Here is an 18,466-nt window from a genome sequence, read left to right as displayed (position 1 = left end):
GCTATTCGGTTCTTAGAGATTTTACAGGATTTCTTAAGGCAGTCTGGATGGTTCTAAAACTCATTAAAATAACAGCGAAAATCAGCATTCCTATGGCGCTAAGTGCGAAAACCCACCAACTGATTTCGGTTTTATATGCATAATCCTGCAACCAGTTATCGATAAGATAAAATGCTATTGGGATGGCTACCAAGACAGCAATCGCCACCGGAATAATAAAATCTTTACACAAAGTTGCATTAAGCCTCATTAAGGAAGCCCCAAGTATTTTCCTGATTCCTATTTCTTTTGTTTTTCGCTCTGTCGTATAGATTACCAATCCAAATAAACCTAAGGCACTTATTAAAATACTAAGCCCCATGGCCCATTGTAATAATTTAGAAATACGTTGTTCCTGGCGGTAAAAAGAAGCTAGCGTTTCATCTACAAATTGTACCTCAAAATCTGCTTCAGGATAAATGTTTTTCCATTGTTTTTCAACATCAGCAATAGCGCTACTAAGATTGTTAGGATTAAAGCTAAAACTTAAGGTACTAAACTGAGTGTGCCATTTTCTGTTAATATCTGTAGTGAAAATCATTGGTCTAATGTCACTCCTTAAAGATACCTGATTAAAATCCTGCATTACGCCAACAATGGTATAAGGAGTTTCACCAATATTAACCCGCTGATTGATGATATCTTTTGGGTTACTATATCCTAATTTTTTTACCAGAGTTTGGTTCGCTACAAATTCATTAATAGTGTCGTTAATAGGCTTGCGGCCGGCGAGCAAAGGAATATTATAAAGTTCCAGATAATTGGTGTCGCCAAATAACTCGTCTGCCTGCGTTTTTTCCTCTCCATTTTCAGTAGCATACGTTATTAAGGTGCCATACATGGTGTAAGAAGAAGGCGCAGCGCTGGCCAAGCTGAGATTGTTGATTTTTGGATTAGATTTTAATTCATTCCTTAAAAGATATCTTTTGTCGATATTTTCATCTTGATAAGGAAATTCAACAAAGGCAATTTCATTAGACTTAAAGCCAAGATCTTTATTCAGCATAAAATGAATTTGCTTTCCAACCAAAATCGTCGCAATAATAAATATCTGGGCGATCCCGAATTGGAAAAAGCTTAAAAACTTACGGAGTTCTCCTTTATCTTTTCTATAAAATATGTTGCTCTTTAAAATTGAAACGGGTTTGAATTGCGACAGGATAATTGCCGGGTAAACCCCTGCTAAAGACTTACAATTAGCAAGAGTAGCATTATGCCAGTAATAATTTCTGGTTGAAGTATTAAGCTATATTGGAATGTTGGAGATAAAAATTCAGCAAAAACCTTGTAGAGCATATAACCAAACCCGATCGACAGGATTCCAGAGATAAGTGTAAGCAAAAATGTTTCGCCTAAAAACTGAAACATAAGTTGCTTTTTAGAACTTCCAAGGGTTTTTCGAATTCCAATTTCTTTGGCGCGTTGCGTTGCTGCTGCGGTATTTAAGTTTACAAAATTGATGCAGCCTAAAAGCAATAAGAATAGCGCAATAAATGATAAATAGGTTAAAACCGATTTATTTGCAGCGCTATTTCCATAATCGAACAAACCGTACTCGCTAAAATGCATTTCTGGTAAAGCCTGAAGATTAAAACCTAAATGATCTCCTCTTTCGGCTGCTTCTTTGTCTTCGTGCTCTTTACCCAGCGCATCTAATTTATTCTGAAGTTCACTTTTTACAGTGTTAGGATGAAGCAAAACAAAAAGTTGTGAGCTAGAACTTATACTCGTCCAACTTTCGTTGCTTACAGCCCAGTCCATATCGGTTTTTTTGGCTGCATCCAGCGAGATAAACTCGTCAAAAATCAGGTCGGTTTTTTCGCTAAAATCGGCTACAATTCCGGCAACTTCAACAGTGGCAGAATCATCATAAGTGATGGTTTTTCCTAAAACCTGATCGTAGGAAAGATTCGGGAAATACTTTTCAGCTTTATTCTTACTAAGAATGATCTTGTTAGGATCGTTTAAAGATTCTTTTGTGCCAGCCAGAAACTGATATTGGAAGATTTCGAAGTAATTTTTATCAGTAAAAATAGCACCTTCAGAATTCTTATACTTTTTGTCACCAACCTTTACTTCATAAGGCCTGTACGTGTAAAGTGAAGTCGCACTTGAAATTCCCGGAAAATCATCTTTTAAAACTTTAGTAAGTGGCGTGTTTATACCACGATTAATATTAGAATGATCTTTGCCAAAAAATCGTGTAGAAACTCTATAAATTCTATCCTGGTTTGAATGAAAATTATCAAAAGAGAATTCATGATAGATCATAAGGCCGATCACAAATGAGGCGCTTAATCCTATGGCCAGACTAATGATGTTTATTGCTGAAAAAAGCTTGTTTTTCCAGATGTTTCGCCAGGCGATTTTGATGTAGTTTTTAAACATGGCTTTATTCTGTTTTGATGTTTTTAACCGGATTTGAAAGCGCTGCTTTTATTGCCTGAGAGCTTACGGTTAGTAATGTAAGTACGATAGCTCCAAGACCAGCAATAAAGAATACATCTAAGCCTAAATTCACTCTGTAATTATAATCTGAAAGGAAGTTATCCATAGCCCAAAAAGCAATTGGAAATGCCACAACGCAAGAGATGATAATTAATATTAAAAAGTCTTTAGATAACAATCGAACAATAGAAAATACTGAAGCTCCCAAAACCTTTCGAATACCAATCTCTTTAATTCGATTTTCAGCTAAGAATGCAGCTAAGCCTAAAAGACCAAGACAGGAAATAAATATGGTAAAAAAGGCAAATATGGCTGAAAGCGTTCCGGTACGTTGTGATTCAGCAAATTTGCTTGCATAATCTTCATCTACAAAATGATACTCAAAAGGATAGTTTGAATTATATTTTTTAAATATCGCTTTAGTTTTAGAAAGAGCATCGGTCGTCGTTAGGTTAAGATTGTACCTTATATTTATAGTACTTAAATTACCTGCAGGACCACCAATGATCATAGGCGAAATAGGTTCAAAAGGAGATCGTATTATAAAGTCCTTTACAACACCTACCACATGCCAATTTCTATTGTTATCCTTTATAATTTTCCCGATAGGATCTTCAAAGCCCATTGCTTTAACTGCGGCTTCATTTAATAACATGGCAGTAGAATCTGTTCGGTATTTTTTTGGATCAATATCGCGTCCTTTAACAAGTTTTAGTCCACCGGTTTCTATTAGATTTCCGTCGGTATAAGTACGATCGATTATCGTATTATCATCTGGATTTTTTCCCTCCCAACCAATACTAGATGAATTACTCCATCCTTCTGTAAGAGGCGAAAAAGTTCTGGTTACAGATTCTGCTATATTTTGCGAGAGAAGATCGTTTTTTATCGAATTTATATTCTTAGCAATGTCTCCTTCTTCGTAAAGAAATACCAGGTTATTTTTATCATAGCCATTCTCCCGATCCTTGCCATACTGAATTTGCTTGTTGATGATTAAAGTGCTTATAATTAAAATTATTGCAATGCTAAATTGAAATACTACCAAAAACTTTCGAATATTGAATCCAGATTTATCTTGTTGTAATTTTCCTTTTAGAATAGCTATTGGCTTAAAAGAAGAAAGAAGAAATGCCGGATAACTACCAGCGATGAAACCAGTAATTAAAATGATAGACAGTGTAAATATCCAGAATTGAGAATTAAAAATATCTACTGATATTGGGTACTTTAAAAGGCTGTTAAAATAAGGAATGGTAATGATTGTAATGCCAGTGGCGATTATGCCCGCAATCCCTGCTATTAAAACAGACTCTGAAATAAATTGCCATATAAGAGATCCTCTATTAGCGCCGGCAACTTTTCTAACACCAATTTCTTTTGCTCGTTTCTCACTCCTAGCCGTGCTAAGATTCATAAAGTTGATACATGCAATTAGGAGAATAAATAATGCAATAACTGTAAAGAGTATAACTGTATCTATACGCCCGCCAGCAATTTCTCCATTTTCGAATTTAGATCGCAACCACCAATCAGATATTTTATGAATGATGATCTCGTTATCATTATTTCCATTGGTGCTGGTTTTAGCAATATCTTTAACTTTATTACTGAAATTTTCTGGAGTTGTTTTCTCAGATAATTTGGCGAAGGTTAAAACCGAATTGTTTTTCCAGTTATTATCGTCTCCGCCTATTCTTTCAAGTAAGGACCAAGGAAGTAAATATTCAAAATCAAACTGTGTGTTTTTAGGAAGATTTTTTAAAACACCACCTACAGTTAGAAGCTGATCATTATTTACCTGAATGGTTTCTCCGATAATCGATTTTTTATTTCCGAAGAGTTTTTTAGCCGTTGCTTCAGTAATAACAATATTCATTGGGTTGCTGAAAGCCGTAGCTAAATTTCCTTCAACTAAAGGAAAACTGAACATCTCTAAATAATCGGGATCTATAAAAGCTCCAGAAGGAATTAAACTATTTTCTCCTTTGCTAAAAAGTAGATCATTACTATTTGAAAACCTTGAGACTTTTTCAATTTCAGGAAAGTTGTTTTTTATGGCAGTGGCGAGGGGTTTGGGAGTATAGAACCAGACTTCGGTTTTATCATTCCACTTGCCTTTGTTTCCTAAAACATAAAGCTGATTTAAATCTTTATGAAAGGTATCCATGCTCCTTTCATGATTAACCATTAAAAGAATAAGCATGGTAACAGCCATACCAAGGGCTAAACCAAAAATATTGAGAAAGCTAAAAGCTTTATTTTTGAGGATATTTCGCCAAGCGATTTTGATGTAGTTTTTAAACATGGCTTTATTCTGTTTTGATGTTTTTAACCGGATTTGAAAGTGCTGCTTTTATAGCCTGTGAGCTTACGGTTACCAAGGCGATAAGTAAGGTTAATATCCCTGCGCCGGCAAAAATCCACCAGTCGAGATTTGTTTTGTAAGCAAAATTTTGTAGCCAGAACTGCATTAAGTACCAGCCAACAGGAATGGCGATAATGCACGAAATAGCAATCAATTTTAAAAAGTCTTTAGAAAGTAGTGAGGTAATTTGCGCCACTGAAGCTCCTAAAACTTTACGAATACCTATTTCACGGTTTTTAAGTTGTGCGGTATAGGTGCTTAGCCCAAATAGGCCTAAGCATGAAACGAAAATGGCCAAAATCGAGAAAATCCTGAAGAGTTTTCCTGTTCTAATATCATTGCAATACATGGTTTCGTATTGCTTATCCAAAAACGAATAACTAAAAGGAAAGCCAGGATTGTAGGTGTTCCAAATTTCTTCAATTGCAGCCATACTTGCTGAAATATCACCATCTGTGGTTTTAATGTAAATACGATAAGGATTGGGGTCGTAATACATTACGGCAGGTTCAATTTTATTTTTCATCGACGCAAAGTTGAAATCCTTTACAACCCCGGCAATGATGCCTTTGGTTTCCCAAAGTTCAAAAGATTTACCAATTGGGTTTTTGATTCCCGCTTGTTTTACGGCAGTTTCATTCAGTATAAAATGTAGAGAATCATTTGCGCGACCTTTAAAATTTTCACCGGCAACAAGTTGCATTTTCATCATCGGGATAAAATCTTCATCCACACCAATAGGGTTTACAATAAAATCACTTTGTGGATCTTTGCCGTCCCAATTGGTGTCTCCGGTAGTCATTCCGTTGTTTATAATATTGCTGTTGCTAAAGGAAACCGACGCGATATTGGGCAAATTCTTAATCTGATTTACAATAGCTTCTTTATGCGATCGCATTTCTTCAGGCATAGAAAAATGAAACACTTGCGAGCGATCGTACCCGGGATTTTTACTGGTAATAAAATCCAGTTGTTTCCCAATAATTATGGTGCTTATAATTAGAATTACTGAAAATGAAAACTGAAGACAAACCAAAACTTTTCTAAAGCTACCTGCGCCAACACCGGTAATCACATTTCCTTTGATGGCTTCCAGCGGTTTAAAAGAAGACAATAAAATTGCCGGATAAATAGAAGAAGCAACTAATGTTGAAATAAATACCGCTCCAATCATTCTCCATAACTCTGGGTCAAGAAAACTGAAATCAATATTTTTTCCTGAAACCGAATTAAAAGAAGGGGCTAATAAATAGATTAGCCCCATCGCTAAGACAATCGCTAATAAAAAGAAAATACACGACTCAATAATAAACTGTATAAAAAGTTGCTTTCTATCTGCACCAATTAGTTTGCGAAGACTTACCTCTTTGGCTCTTTGTATCGATCTTGCGGTATTTAGGTTTATGTAATTTATACTGGCAATACACAGTATAAGTATCAGAACGATCCCAAAGATGCGTACTGTTTTAATTTGAGTTGGTTCTCCGCCGTAACTATAAAGGTTTATTTGCTGGATGGGTTGTAAATAGTAGGCATCTCTGGTTTCAGACTGGATTGCATTCCTGTCTTTTGCTTTCTGAATTTTAGTTAGTTTCTGAACTACTTTTTCTGCGGAAGCATTCTTTTTTAATTTTAGAAACGTAAGGAAATTGAAGTTTCCCCAATCTGTATCCATAGATTCCCAATATCCGCTACCATCATATTCATTAGAGAAAATAGAAATAGGGAAGAATAGTTCGTAATCTAAACTCGAATTATTGGGAAGATTTTCAATAATACCGGTTACGGTAAAATGTTCTTTATAATCGGCAGCGATAGTTTTACCAATAGCTTCCGTAGTTCCAAAATATTTTTGAGCTGCTTTTTTGCTAATGATTACCGAATTATTTCCTGAAAAAGGAGAAGAAGCGTCTCCTTCAATGAATTTTAAATCGAAAAAATTAAAAAATTCGGGATCTACAAGCGCTCCGCCTCTGGCTTCAAATTTATTAGAAGAACTGCTAAAAATTCGGTAGCCATAAAAATCCCTAAGTCTAATGGCATCTTCGACTTCTGGAACTTCTCTTTTTGCGTAATAAGCAACCGGTCCTACAGAGACACCCCAGGTTTGTGAATTTTCACCACTGCTTAGAATACTGGAAACTCTATAAATACGTTTAGCGTCGCCAATTTCATTATAACTTAATTCAGAATTAATCCATACTGCGATAAAAATAGCAACACAAAGACCCAGCGATAACCCCAGTAAACTTAGGCCATTATAGAACTTGGATTTACACAAGTTTCTCCAGGCTGATTTTAGATGAATTTTGAACATATTTTTTATTTAGATAATGATTGATGTATTCTGAATTTTTTGAAAAATGATTCTTGAAATTTCCTCTTTTGATGATAAGAGAAAACCGAATTTTATTTTTTGATTGATAAATGACCCCGAAAAATCGCTAATGTTGATATTCTGCAAGTATGTTTTCGGTAACTTTTTGTCCGTCTAACATTCTGATGATTCGATGGCTGTATTTAGCGTCGTGTTCGCTGTGCGTTACCATGATGATAGTGGTTCCGGCAGCATTAAGTTCGGTTAGTAGATCCATAACTTCGTTCCCGTTACTACTATCCAGGTTTCCGGTAGGTTCATCTGCAAGAATAAGTTTAGGATTATTCACTACTGCACGAGCAACGGCGACACGCTGTTGCTGCCCACCCGATAATTGTTGAGGAAAATGCTTTCGACGATGCATAATTTGCATTTTTTCTAAAACTTCGTGTACACGTTCTTTACGTTCTGCCGGTTTAACGCCGGTATAAATAAGTGGCAGTTCTACGTTTTCGAACACGCTAAGCTCGTCGATAAGGTTAAAGCTTTGGAATACAAACCCAATATTGTGCTTTCTAAGGTTCGCTCTTTTTCGCTCATTAAATCCGGCAACTTCGATACCGTTAAAAATATAACTGCCTCCATCAGGATCATCTAGAAGGCCTAAAATATTTAGTAGAGTAGATTTTCCGCAACCCGATGGTCCCATAACCGAGACAAATTCTCCTTCCTTTACTTCAAAAGAAAGCTTATTAATGGCGATGGTCTGTACTTCGTCTGTACGGTAAAACTTTTCGAGATCTGTTATTTTTATCATGATGAATGTTTTTTGTCTGTATTGTTGCTGAAATAATTATGCTTAAAATTATAGAATTTAGTCTTTTAGAACCAGTTCCTGAATATCTTCGTAATTGCTGTAGCTTGAAGTGATCACCTGGTCGCCGGGTTCTAATCCTGAAAGAACTTCGTAATATTCGGTGTTTTGGCTACCCAACTGAATATCGGTTTTGTAAGCAATACTACCATCTTCACTTAATTTAAAGATCCAGTTTCCACCGGTTTCCTGAAAAAATCCTCCCTTCGGAATTAGTACCGCTTCTTTTTCCTGACTCAGCGCTACTCGAATTTGCAGCGTTTGGCCTCTTCTAATTTTCTCCGGCGCTTCTTCTAGAAAGGTCATGTCTACCTGAAATCTTCCGTTAGCCACCTGTGTGTAAACTTTCTTGATTTCCAGCGTATATTTTTTTCCGTCGAAATTAAAGCTTCCCTGTTGCCCCGCGTAAATTCGCGAGATGTAATGTTCATCTACATCTACACGAACTTTGTATCCGCTAATCACATCGATTTGTCCCAGGCGTTCACCTTTAGATTTTGATTGTCCAATTTCAGCATCTAAAGAAGTCAGTTGCCCATCAACCGGAGCCCGTACTACAAGATCTTCTACTTTTTTGCGCATCAGCTCTAAAGCTTTTCTGGTTTTTTCGTAAGATTCTCTTGCCTGTACATTTTCCTGTTTAGAAGAAATTGAATCCTGCTGTAAAACTCTTTCGGTTAAAGCCAAACGATCTTTTTGATATGAATAATTGTTTTTAGTTTCCAGGTATTCCTGTTCAGCAACCGCTCCTTTGTCGAACAATTTTTTATTCAGTCTATATCTTCTCTCGGCTTCTCTTAGGCTGCTTTTTACTTCGGTAAGTTGATTGAGTTTATTGATCGTGTTTTCTCTGGATGCATTTTGCGTGCGTTGCATTTGGGTAAGCAGATTGTATACCTGGGTTTCCTGATTTACTAAACTCAGTTCAAGATCTGTATTCGATAATCTAAGGATTGGCTCTCCTTTTTTCATCATTGCACCATCTTCGGCAAGTTTTTCTTCAACTCGGCCACCTTCTAAAGCATCAAGATAAATTGTGGTGATTGGCATTACCACTCCGTTTACCGGAATATTTTCCTGAAAGATGTCTTTTTTTACGGTATTAATGCTGATGCGTTCTTTTTCAACATTAAGTTTGGTGCTGCCGCTTGATGAAAGTAAAACAAAAACGATAAACCCAATTAAAAGCGCGCCACCAATGATCATGGCTATTCTTTTAGGTGTAAATCGTTTCTTTTCTATAGGTATATCCATTGTTGATTGATGTTGTCTAATTGATATTGGTTGTTATTTGATACTTTTTTCTGAATTGAAAATTTTCACATTCTCTTAAAACTATGTTATAATGATGCCAAAAACATAAAACACTGTAGATAAGCAATTTGAATTGTTTTTGAAATTAAAAAGTGTTCGGTTTTAATACACTATCTGTTCGAAAACAAAACAAATTCGTGAGATGTTAAATTTCTGAAGCCATTTTTATTTAGAGGTAAGAGAAAGTCGTAATATTGTAGGTATGCAACTAAAGAACGCGAACATACTGGTTATAGACGACGATCCCGATGTGTTAACTGCGTTGCGGATCATGCTGAAATCTTTGGCAAATAAAGTAGTGACCGAAAAGAATCCCAATAATATCACTTCACTTTTAGAGCAGGAAAAATTTGATGTGATCATTCTTGATATGAATTTTAACGGAGTCGTAAATACAGGAAACGAAGGGATTTTTTGGCTTAATAAAATTAAACAGATCGATAAAAAGGTAGATGTTATTCTAATTACTGCTTATGCCGATATCGATTTGGCCATTAGATCGCTAAAGAAAGGAGCTTCAGATTTTTTGGTGAAACCATGGAAGAACCAAAAAATGATCGAAGCCTTAAAATCTCTGGTAGAAAAAAAATCGGTAAAACCTCAAATATCGAGACCTACTGCTGCCGGAAATAAAATTATTGGCGAAAGTGAAGAAATGCAGCTGGTTTTTGAAAAGTTGAAAAAAGTTGCACCAACAGATGCCAATGTTTTGATTTTGGGTGAAAACGGAACAGGTAAAGATTTGGTGGCACGGGCGATTCACGATCAATCACTTCGAAAAAACAAGCCGTTTGTAAAAGTAGATGTTGGTGCGCTAACAGAAAGTTTATTTGAAAGTGAACTTTTTGGATATAAAAAAGGAGCCTTTACCGATGCACGTGAAGATCGTAAAGGTAGGTTTGAAGCTGCCAATGGCGGTACACTTTTCTTGGATGAAATAGGGAATATTAGTTTACGCCAACAGGCAAGACTACTTACTGTTTTACAAAATAGAACAATTACTCCGCTGGGTTCCAATGAAAGTATTCCAATCGATATTCGATTAATTTGCGCTACAAACTTGGAATTGAGTGATTTGGCCGATGAAAATACTTTTAGAAAAGATCTAATTTATCGCATTAACACCGTAGATCTTACGGTACCGCCACTCCGCGAACGTGGAAACGATATTACTTTATTAAGCCGATATTTTACAGATATGTATGCTGAAAAATATTTTAAAGGGCCATTTTCTTTTGATAAAGAATTCTTTAGTAAACTGAAATCACATTCTTTTCCCGGGAATGTTCGGGAGCTTCAGTATGTGTTAGAACGTGCAGTTATTATGGCCGATGGTGATACGCTTGCTGCGGAAGATTTGGTGTTTTCAGGATTAGAAAAGTCGGTAACAACTTCAACCGGAATTCAGGAAACAAATCTAGAAACCGTAGAGAAGCAAACCATCCTGAAGGTGATCGAAAAAAATAAGGGGAATATTTCTAAATCGGCTAAAGAATTAGGAATTACCAGGGCAGCTTTATATCGCAGACTCAATAAATATGACTTATAAAAAATACAGTTTAGGCCTTTTGCTAAGATTGGTGATTTTAACGGGGTCTTTAACTGCCGTTGCTTTTGGTATAAGTCTGCACCAAATGGCCTTGATCATTGTAGGAGCGATTCTGGCAATAGTGATTTTTTATAACCTGTATAAATTTATAACGCGTCGTTTTGTAGCGATGGACGATTTTTTTGAATCGGTTAAATACAACGATTTTTCAAGGCGCTTTGTAAGCAAAGGAGCGCCTGAAGATTTGTCTCGACTTCACAAAGGTTTCAATTTGATCAATGATAAAATTCGGGAGATCAACTCGAATAAGGAAGCGCAGTATCTTTACCTTCAGAAAATCTTAGAAATGGTAGATGTCGGCATCATTTCTTATAATCAAAAAACCGGCGACGTACTTTGGGCAAACGAGGCGATAAAGAAAACGCTGAGTATTCCTTCCTTTAAAAATATCAAGTTTCTTAAAAGTCGAAAACCGGAATTATTCGAGACTATTTTTGAAATGAGTCATCTTACCGGCAGCTCTATAAGCATCAAAGTAAATGGCGAAAAGCTAAAAGTATTGGTTTCTGAAACGGTTTTTTATGAAAATGAACATTCATTTAAGATCATTTTACTTCAAAATATTGATGAAACCCTAAATCAAAATGAATCTGAAGCTTGGAAAAAGTTACTGAGTGTAATGACGCACGAAATTATGAATTCTATTGCACCAATTTCGTCGCTGGCCGATACTTTGCAATATCAGGTCACTGAAAACCTGAAGAATCCTGAAGAAAATACTTTAGATATTTCAGATCTAAATGAAGCGATAGGAAGTATTAAAAAACGAAGCGAAGGTTTGATGAAATTTGCTAAAACCTATCGTAGTTTAAATAAGGTCACTAATATAAACCGAAATAATGTTTTTGTTGAAGATCTTTTTGCTTCGATAGAGCGATTAATGCGACCGTCTTTAGCTTCTAAAAATATCGATCTATATTTTGAGCTTTCCAATTTACAATTACAGGTTAAGATCGATAGCTATCTAATCGAGCAGGTGCTCATAAACCTGATCGTGAATGCAAGAGATGCCTTGCAGGATATCGACAATGCAGAAATTTACGTAACCGCAAAGGCGACTACAGATGGTTACACCGTTATAAAAGTGATCGATAATGGAAATGGCATTCCGCAGGAAATTCAGGAGACTATATTTGTTCCGTTCTTTACAACCAAAAAGAACGGCAGCGGAATTGGGCTGAGTTTATGCAAACAAATTATGATGTTGCATAAAGGGAAAATCCAGATTCACAGCGAAGAAAATAAAGGCACGGCAATAAGTCTTTTATTTTGAATTGATTTATCACCAAAATTAAAAGAATTAAGATCCGTATATATCAATTTGAATGTAATCATATTCCGACTATCAGCTTAAGAATGTCATACGAAATCGAAATAGTTTGTTTTAGGCGATAAATATTGAGCATTGGACGAAAAAATACGTCTAAATCGTTGATATTAGATATTTTTGCACAAAATAAAACCTTTAAGGTGGGATTTACGTTAATTTATTGGAGTGTAGTTTTATATTATCTCATTTCGAATTAAATTGCGTTGTAGGAATAGCTTTATGAAGAGGAGATTTTTAATATTTACTTTGTTTATTTTCAGTTCTTTGAACTATTCAGTTTTTGCACAAGAATTACCGCCGCCAGGCCCACCGCCGCCTGTAGGTTTACCAATAAATGATCATATCTGGATTTTAATTCTGATAGGTATTTTTATTGGAGCTTATTATTTCAAAAGCAGACTTTTAAGATAACTCGGTAATTCTTTTTACATATTTACCGATTACATCAAATTCAAGATTTACCGTAGTTCCTTTTTCAATTTTCTTAAAAATGGTGTTTTCAAACGTATAAGGAATGATCGCAACAGAAAATGAATTGCGTTCAGAATTAACCACGGTAAGACTTACGCCACTTATAGTTACAGAGCCTTTTTCAATAGTGATATTATTCAATCTAGGATCATATTCAAAAGTGAATTGCCAACTACCATCGAGGTCTTTAACATCGATACATTTTGCAGTTTGATCTACGTGTCCCTGTACTATATGCCCGTCGAGGCGATCACCAAGCTTCATTCCTCTTTCAAGATTCACAAGATCACCTACAAAGAGACTATCTAAGTTGGTTTTATTCAAGGTTTCCTGAATTGCAGTAACCGTATAACTGTTTTCTTTTATGGAAACCACAGTTAAGCAAACGCCATTGTGTGAAACACTTTGATCAATTTTAAGTTCGGGTGTCATTTTGGCTTCAACTTCTATATGAAGATTAGTGCCTTTTTTTATAAGATTCTTTATTTTTCCTACCTCTTCTACAATACCGGTGAACATGGATTCTATAATATTGGTTACATTTGTTATGTAAAAGTAAAATATATATTCGAAGGAAGTATGAAACATCCTAAAAAGATAAAAGTAGGAATTAGTATTGGAGATTTAAATGGTATTGGGAGCGAGATCGTACTAAAGACTTTCGACGATTCCAGAATGCTGGACTTTTGTACTCCTGTTATTTTTGCATCTACGAAGATCATCACATTTCTAAAGAAAAGATATAAGCTTGCAATTAATTTTCAGGGTGTCGATAGTGCTGAACATGCCATAGATGGTAAGGTGAATATTGTTAATGTTTGGAAGGAGAGCGTAACCATCAATTTTGGTGAAGAAGATCCTAAAGTTGGTGAGTATGCTTTTAAATCTTTAGAAGCTGCAACTGAAGCTTTAAAGAAAGATGAGATCGATGCACTTGTAACTGCGCCTATTAATAAACATACTATTCAGTCTGATAAATTTAATTTTCCAGGACATACCGATTATTTGGCTCAGCAGTTAAATGGCGAAAGTCTAATGTTTATGATTACCGATAATCTAAAAGTAGGATTATTTACAGATCATGTTGCTTTAAAGGATATCGCCAGTGTAATCACGCCCGAATTAATTAAAAAGAAAATAGCGATTATTCAGCATACTTTAAGACAGGATTTTAGAATTCAGAAACCAAAAATTGCGGTTTTAGGGATAAATCCTCATAGTGGTGATAATGGCGTAATTGGGAAGGAAGACGAAGAAATTCTGAAACCTACGCTTAATGAAATACGTGAGAGTGGTGAGTTGGTTTTTGGTCCATTTTCAGCAGATAGTTTCTTTGGTTCTAAGAATTACAAGAATTTTGACGCTGTGATCGCATCATATCACGACCAGGGATTAATACCATTTAAAACTTTATCTTTTGGAAACGGAGTGAATTTTACAGCAGGCTTAAGTAAGGTTAGAACTTCTCCAGATCATGGTACGGCGTTTGAAATTGCCGGAACAAACTCTGCAGATATTAATTCTTTTAAAGAAGCTGTGTTTAAGGCAATTGATATATTTAAATGTAGAGAAGAGTATAAAAAACTTACAGAGAATCCGTTAAAAAAACAGGGTAAAAAGATATAAACAAAAAATTGTTTATAAAAAGCTTTTAGTTAATTTAATTTTTTATCTTTGCAGCCGCCTTTGTAAAAGGGCGAAAACTCAAAACTGAGGACGAAATGAGGAAAATGAAAGCCTATACGATCCCTTTTGTGGGGTTAAAGCTTGGGAAGCACCAGTTTGAGTACGAGATTGACAATAAGTTCTTTGAGCATTTTGAGTACGAAGAGTTTAACAGTGTCGATGTAAAGATTGATCTGTTATTCGAAAAGAAAACTACCATGATGGAGCTAACTTTTAAGGCTTCTGGAACGGTAAATGTAAATTGTGATATCACAAACGAACCATACGATCAGCCAATAGAAAGCAGTTTGTATTTGGTTATTAAGTTTGGCGAAGAGTTTAACGACGACAATGAAGATTTACTGATTATTCCCCATGGAGAGTTTGAAATTAACGTACAACAATATATTTACGAACTTATTGTGCTTGCAGTACCAGCAAAGAAAGTTCATCCTGGAGTAGAAGACGGAACCTTAAAATCTGACGTGCTGGATAAACTGGAAGAACTAAGCTTAGGCAATAAGAATAAGGAAAAGAAAGATGGGGACGATATAGATCCCCGATGGGATAAATTAAAAAATTTACTAAACGATTAAATAATAGTAAGCCATGGCACATCCAAAGAGAAAGATATCTAAAACCAGAAGGGATAAGAGAAGAACTCATTACAAAGCAACTGCACCACAAATTGGTACAGATCCTACAACTGGTGAAGCACATTTATATCACAGAGCTCACTGGCACGAAGGTAAATTATATTACCGTGGTCAGGTGTTAATTGATAACACTGAAGAAATAGAAGCTTAATTTTGATTAGGGCTTCAAAAAAATATATAGAAACTCTCACAACGTGGGAGTTTTTTGTTTTTAGTTGATTAAGTCCCAAAAAGACCTTAATTTGCACCCCTGTTTACAGAAATTTTAGTACATTTCTCAAATTGTTTGTACACTAACCAGCTGCAAACAAGGTGTATAAATTCAATTCTATGAATAAAATCACAGCAGCCATAACAGCTGTAGGTGGCTATGTGCCAGAAGATGTGTTGACCAACAAGATGTTGGAGGAGATGGTAGAAACCAATGACGAATGGATTACTACCAGAACTGGAATTAAGGAAAGAAGAATTTTAAAAGATCCCAATAAAGGAACTTCATATTTAGGGATTCAGGCAGCTAAGGACCTTATTAAAAAAACAGGTCTCGATCCTAAAGAGATCGATATGGTGATTCTTGCTTCTGCAACACCAGATATGCCAGTAGCAGCAACAGGAGTTCATGTGGCTTCAGAAATTGGAGCTATTAATGCTTTTTCTTACGACTTACAAGCTGCTTGTTCTGGATTTTTATATGCAATGTCTACAGGTGCTGCCTATATAGAATCTGGTCGATACAAAAAAGTTTTAGTGATAGGAGCAGATAAAATGTCTTCTATTATTGATTATACAGATCGTACAACCTGTATAATTTTTGGAGATGGTGCCGGTGCGGTTTTAATGGAACCAAATGAAGAGGGTTACGGTCTTCAGGACGAGATTTTACGAAGCGATTCTATTGGTAGAGATTCTTTAAGAATCGAAGCAGGAGGCTCTCTTTTACCTCCTTCAGAAGAAACTATAGCGAAAAAATTGCATTACGTAAAGCAAGATGGGAAAACAGTATTTAAATATGCTGTTTCTAATATGTCTGGTGTAAGTGCTCAAATCATGGAGCGTAATAATCTAACTAACGAAGATGTAGATTGGTTAATCGCTCATCAGGCAAATAAAAGAATTATCGGAGCGACGGCCAGTAGAATGGGAGTAGAAGACGAAAAAGTATTAATGAATATCGAGAGATATGGTAATACAACTTCTGCAACTTTACCTTTATTACTTAGTGATTACGAGAAGAAATTTAAAAAAGGAGATAATCTAATATTTGCTTCATTTGGAGGTGGTTTCACTTGGGGAGCTACGTATCTAAAATGGGCTTATAATTCTTAAATAACACCCTTATTATTATGGATTTAAAAGAAATTCAGAATTTAATAAAGTTTGTTGCCAAGTCTGGTGCCAGTGAGGTAAAACTGGAGACCGGTGATGTGAAGATCACGATTAGAACAGGCTCAGACGAAAAAGAAACCACAGTTGTGCAACAAGTGCCAATGGGTGGACAGGTACAACCGCAAATGCCGGTACAACCACAAGCACCTGCTCCTGCTGCTGCACCACAAGAAAGTGCTGCCCCAGCAAAGGAAGAGGCTAAACCAGCTGAAGATGACTCTAAATATGTTACTGTAAAATCTCCTATCATAGGAACTTTTTACCGTAAACCTTCACCAGATAAACCTGTATTTGCAGAAGTAGGTGATGCTATTAAAGAAGGAGATGTTCTGTGTGTGATAGAGGCAATGAAACTTTTCAACGAGATCGAAAGTGAAGTTTCTGGTAAGATCGTAAAAGTATTGGTAGACGATTCGTCTCCGGTAGAATTCGATCAGCCTTTATTCTTAGTAGACCCTTCTTAATTCTTGCCAATTTTTGCACAGAGATTTTTCTCTGTAAATAAAAACCACAGGTATGTTTAAAAAAATATTAATTGCCAATAGGGGAGAGATCGCAATGCGTATTATCCGTACTTGTAAAGAGATGGGGATAAAAACGGTGGCGGTTTATTCTACTGCAGATGCAGAAAGTCTTCATGTAAGATTTGCAGATGAAGCAGTATGTATAGGTCCTCCTCAAAGTAATTTGTCTTATTTAAAGATCGCGAATATCATATCGGCAGCAGAAATAACTAATGCTGATGCTATTCACCCGGGATACGGTTTCCTTTCAGAAAATGCTAAATTCTCCAAGATCTGTGAAGAGCATGATATTAAATTTATCGGTGCCTCTGCAGAAATGATTAGCAAAATGGGGGATAAGGCGACTGCAAAAGCAACGATGAAAGCTGCAGGTGTTCCTTGTGTTCCTGGATCTGAAGGAATCTTAGAAGATTACGACGAATGTCTAAAATTAGCTAAAGAAATAGGTTTCCCTGTAATGCTTAAAGCAACCGCCGGTGGTGGTGGTAAAGGAATGCGTGCTGTTTGGAAAGAAGAAAATCTTCAGTCAGCCTGGGATTCTGCACGTCAGGAAGCTGGTGCCGCTTTTGGAAACGACGGGATGTATATGGAGAAGCTTATTGAAGAGCCTCGCCATATCGAAATTCAGGTAATTGGTGATCAAACAGGTAAAGCCTGTCACCTTTCAGAAAGAGACTGTTCAGTACAACGTCGTCATCAAAAATTAACCGAAGAAACTCCTTCTCCATTCATGACGCCAAAGTTGCGTAAGCAAATGGGAGAAGCCGCAGTAAAAGCAGCAGAATTCATTAAATACGAAGGTGCTGGTACAGTAGAGTTCTTAGTTGATAAACACCGTAAGTTCTACTTTATGGAAATGAATACTCGTATCCAGGTAGAGCATCCAATTACAGAGCAGGTTATCGATTACGATCTAATTCGTGAGCAAATTTTAGTGGCAGCAGGAATTCCAATTTCAGGAAAAAATTACGAGCCACAATTACATTCTATCGAATGTCGTATTAATGCTGAAGATCCTTATAATAACTTTAGACCATCACCGGGAAGAATCGAAAATCTTCATGCGCCGGGAGGTCACGGAGTTCGTATCGATACGCATGTGTATAGTGGATATATTATTCCGCCGCACTACGATTCGATGATCGCTAAATTGATCACTACGGCACAAACCCGTGAAGAAGCGATCAATAAAATGAAGCGCGCTTTGGATGAATTTATTATCGAAGGAATTAAAACTACGATTCCCTTCCATCGCCAGTTGATGGACGATCCAAGATATGTTGCTGGTAATTACACCACAGCATTTATGGACGATTTTAAAATGAATGCACCGGAAGAATAATCAATATCGATTTTCTATAAAATTAAGCCTCGTTTTTACGAGGCTTTTTTTGTGACCATGTTTCAGGGACTTTCTTAATCTATTCAGAAATTTTAGTCACTTTGCTTGAATTACTGCTGAAAT

General features: G+C 36.1%; 15 protein-coding genes. 8 read left to right on the top strand and 7 right to left on the bottom strand.

Annotated features, from left to right (window positions below; translation table 11 throughout):
• Position 1: 1 nt before the first annotated feature.
• From BM201_RS02185 to BM201_RS02160, 6 genes are all read right to left on the bottom strand, one after another.
• Positions 2-1,045 carry an ABC transporter permease gene (locus BM201_RS02185; protein WP_092539752.1) on the bottom strand — a complete coding sequence of 348 codons (1,044 nt, stop codon included), beginning with the start codon at positions 1,043-1,045 and terminating at the stop codon, positions 2-4.
• 176 nt (positions 1,046-1,221) lie between these two features.
• Positions 1,222-2,427, bottom strand: a complete 1,206-nt coding sequence (locus BM201_RS02180) for an ABC transporter permease (RefSeq protein WP_092539751.1) — start codon at positions 2,425-2,427, stop codon at positions 1,222-1,224.
• 4 nt (positions 2,428-2,431) lie between these two features.
• A complete protein-coding gene (locus BM201_RS02175; protein WP_092539750.1) occupies positions 2,432-4,795 on the bottom strand; it encodes an ABC transporter permease in 2,364 nt (787 codons plus the stop codon).
• 4 nt (positions 4,796-4,799) lie between these two features.
• Complete coding sequence (locus BM201_RS02170; protein WP_092539749.1) at positions 4,800-7,172, bottom strand: ABC transporter permease; 2,373 nt, start codon at positions 7,170-7,172, stop codon at positions 4,800-4,802.
• A 127-nt stretch (positions 7,173-7,299) separates the two neighbouring features.
• Positions 7,300-7,989, bottom strand: a complete 690-nt coding sequence (locus BM201_RS02165) for an ABC transporter ATP-binding protein (protein WP_084842275.1) — start codon at positions 7,987-7,989, stop codon at positions 7,300-7,302.
• A gap of 57 nt (positions 7,990-8,046) precedes the next feature.
• A complete protein-coding gene (locus BM201_RS02160) occupies positions 8,047-9,300 on the bottom strand; it encodes an efflux RND transporter periplasmic adaptor subunit (protein WP_092539748.1) in 1,254 nt (417 codons plus the stop codon).
• 262 nt (positions 9,301-9,562) lie between these two features.
• On the opposite strand from BM201_RS02160, the gene BM201_RS02155 reads away from it, so the two are divergent.
• On the top strand, positions 9,563-10,909 hold the full coding sequence (locus BM201_RS02155) for a sigma-54-dependent transcriptional regulator (protein ID WP_092539747.1): 1,347 nt from the start codon (positions 9,563-9,565) through the stop codon (positions 10,907-10,909).
• Positions 10,899-12,242, top strand: coding sequence for a sensor histidine kinase (locus tag BM201_RS02150; RefSeq protein WP_092539746.1), 1,344 nt, complete (start codon positions 10,899-10,901; stop codon positions 12,240-12,242). The genes BM201_RS02155 and BM201_RS02150 overlap by 11 nt, the downstream gene beginning before the upstream one ends.
• A 459-nt stretch (positions 12,243-12,701) precedes the next feature.
• Here BM201_RS02150 and BM201_RS02140 read toward each other — a convergent pair whose 3' ends face one another.
• Positions 12,702-13,289 (bottom strand): riboflavin synthase, encoded by a 588-nt coding sequence (locus tag BM201_RS02140; RefSeq protein ID WP_092539744.1) that lies wholly within the window; start codon positions 13,287-13,289, stop codon positions 12,702-12,704.
• A 60-nt stretch (positions 13,290-13,349) separates the two neighbouring features.
• Here BM201_RS02140 and pdxA point away from each other — a divergent pair, with 60 nt between their 5' ends.
• The 6 genes from pdxA (at position 13,350) to accC (ending at position 18,343) form a co-directional block, all read left to right on the top strand.
• Complete coding sequence (gene pdxA / locus BM201_RS02135; protein ID WP_092539743.1) at positions 13,350-14,396, top strand: 4-hydroxythreonine-4-phosphate dehydrogenase PdxA; 1,047 nt, start codon at positions 13,350-13,352, stop codon at positions 14,394-14,396.
• A gap of 95 nt (positions 14,397-14,491) precedes the next feature.
• A complete protein-coding gene (locus BM201_RS02130) occupies positions 14,492-15,031 on the top strand; it encodes a YceD family protein (RefSeq protein ID WP_092539742.1) in 540 nt (179 codons plus the stop codon).
• A 13-nt stretch (positions 15,032-15,044) separates the two neighbouring features.
• Positions 15,045-15,242 carry a 50S ribosomal protein L32 gene (gene rpmF / locus BM201_RS02125; protein WP_084842267.1) on the top strand — a complete coding sequence of 66 codons (198 nt, stop codon included), beginning with the start codon at positions 15,045-15,047 and terminating at the stop codon, positions 15,240-15,242.
• 179 nt (positions 15,243-15,421) lie between these two features.
• Complete coding sequence (locus BM201_RS02120; RefSeq protein ID WP_092540584.1) at positions 15,422-16,417, top strand: beta-ketoacyl-ACP synthase III; 996 nt, start codon at positions 15,422-15,424, stop codon at positions 16,415-16,417.
• A gap of 17 nt (positions 16,418-16,434) precedes the next feature.
• Entirely contained in the window at positions 16,435-16,941 is a 507-nt protein-coding gene (accB, locus tag BM201_RS02115; protein WP_092539741.1) for an acetyl-CoA carboxylase biotin carboxyl carrier protein, read from the top strand.
• Between the two features lie 52 nt (positions 16,942-16,993).
• Positions 16,994-18,343, top strand: a complete 1,350-nt coding sequence (gene accC / locus BM201_RS02110) for an acetyl-CoA carboxylase biotin carboxylase subunit (RefSeq protein ID WP_092539740.1) — start codon at positions 16,994-16,996, stop codon at positions 18,341-18,343.
• The last annotated feature ends 123 nt before the right edge of the window (positions 18,344-18,466 follow it).

It is taken from the genome of Zunongwangia mangrovi, from assembly GCF_900112105.1.
Classification (GTDB): domain Bacteria; phylum Bacteroidota; class Bacteroidia; order Flavobacteriales; family Flavobacteriaceae; genus Zunongwangia; species Zunongwangia mangrovi.
Note: the sequence above shows the minus strand (reverse complement) of the source record. Positions and strands in the feature narration are given on the sequence as shown.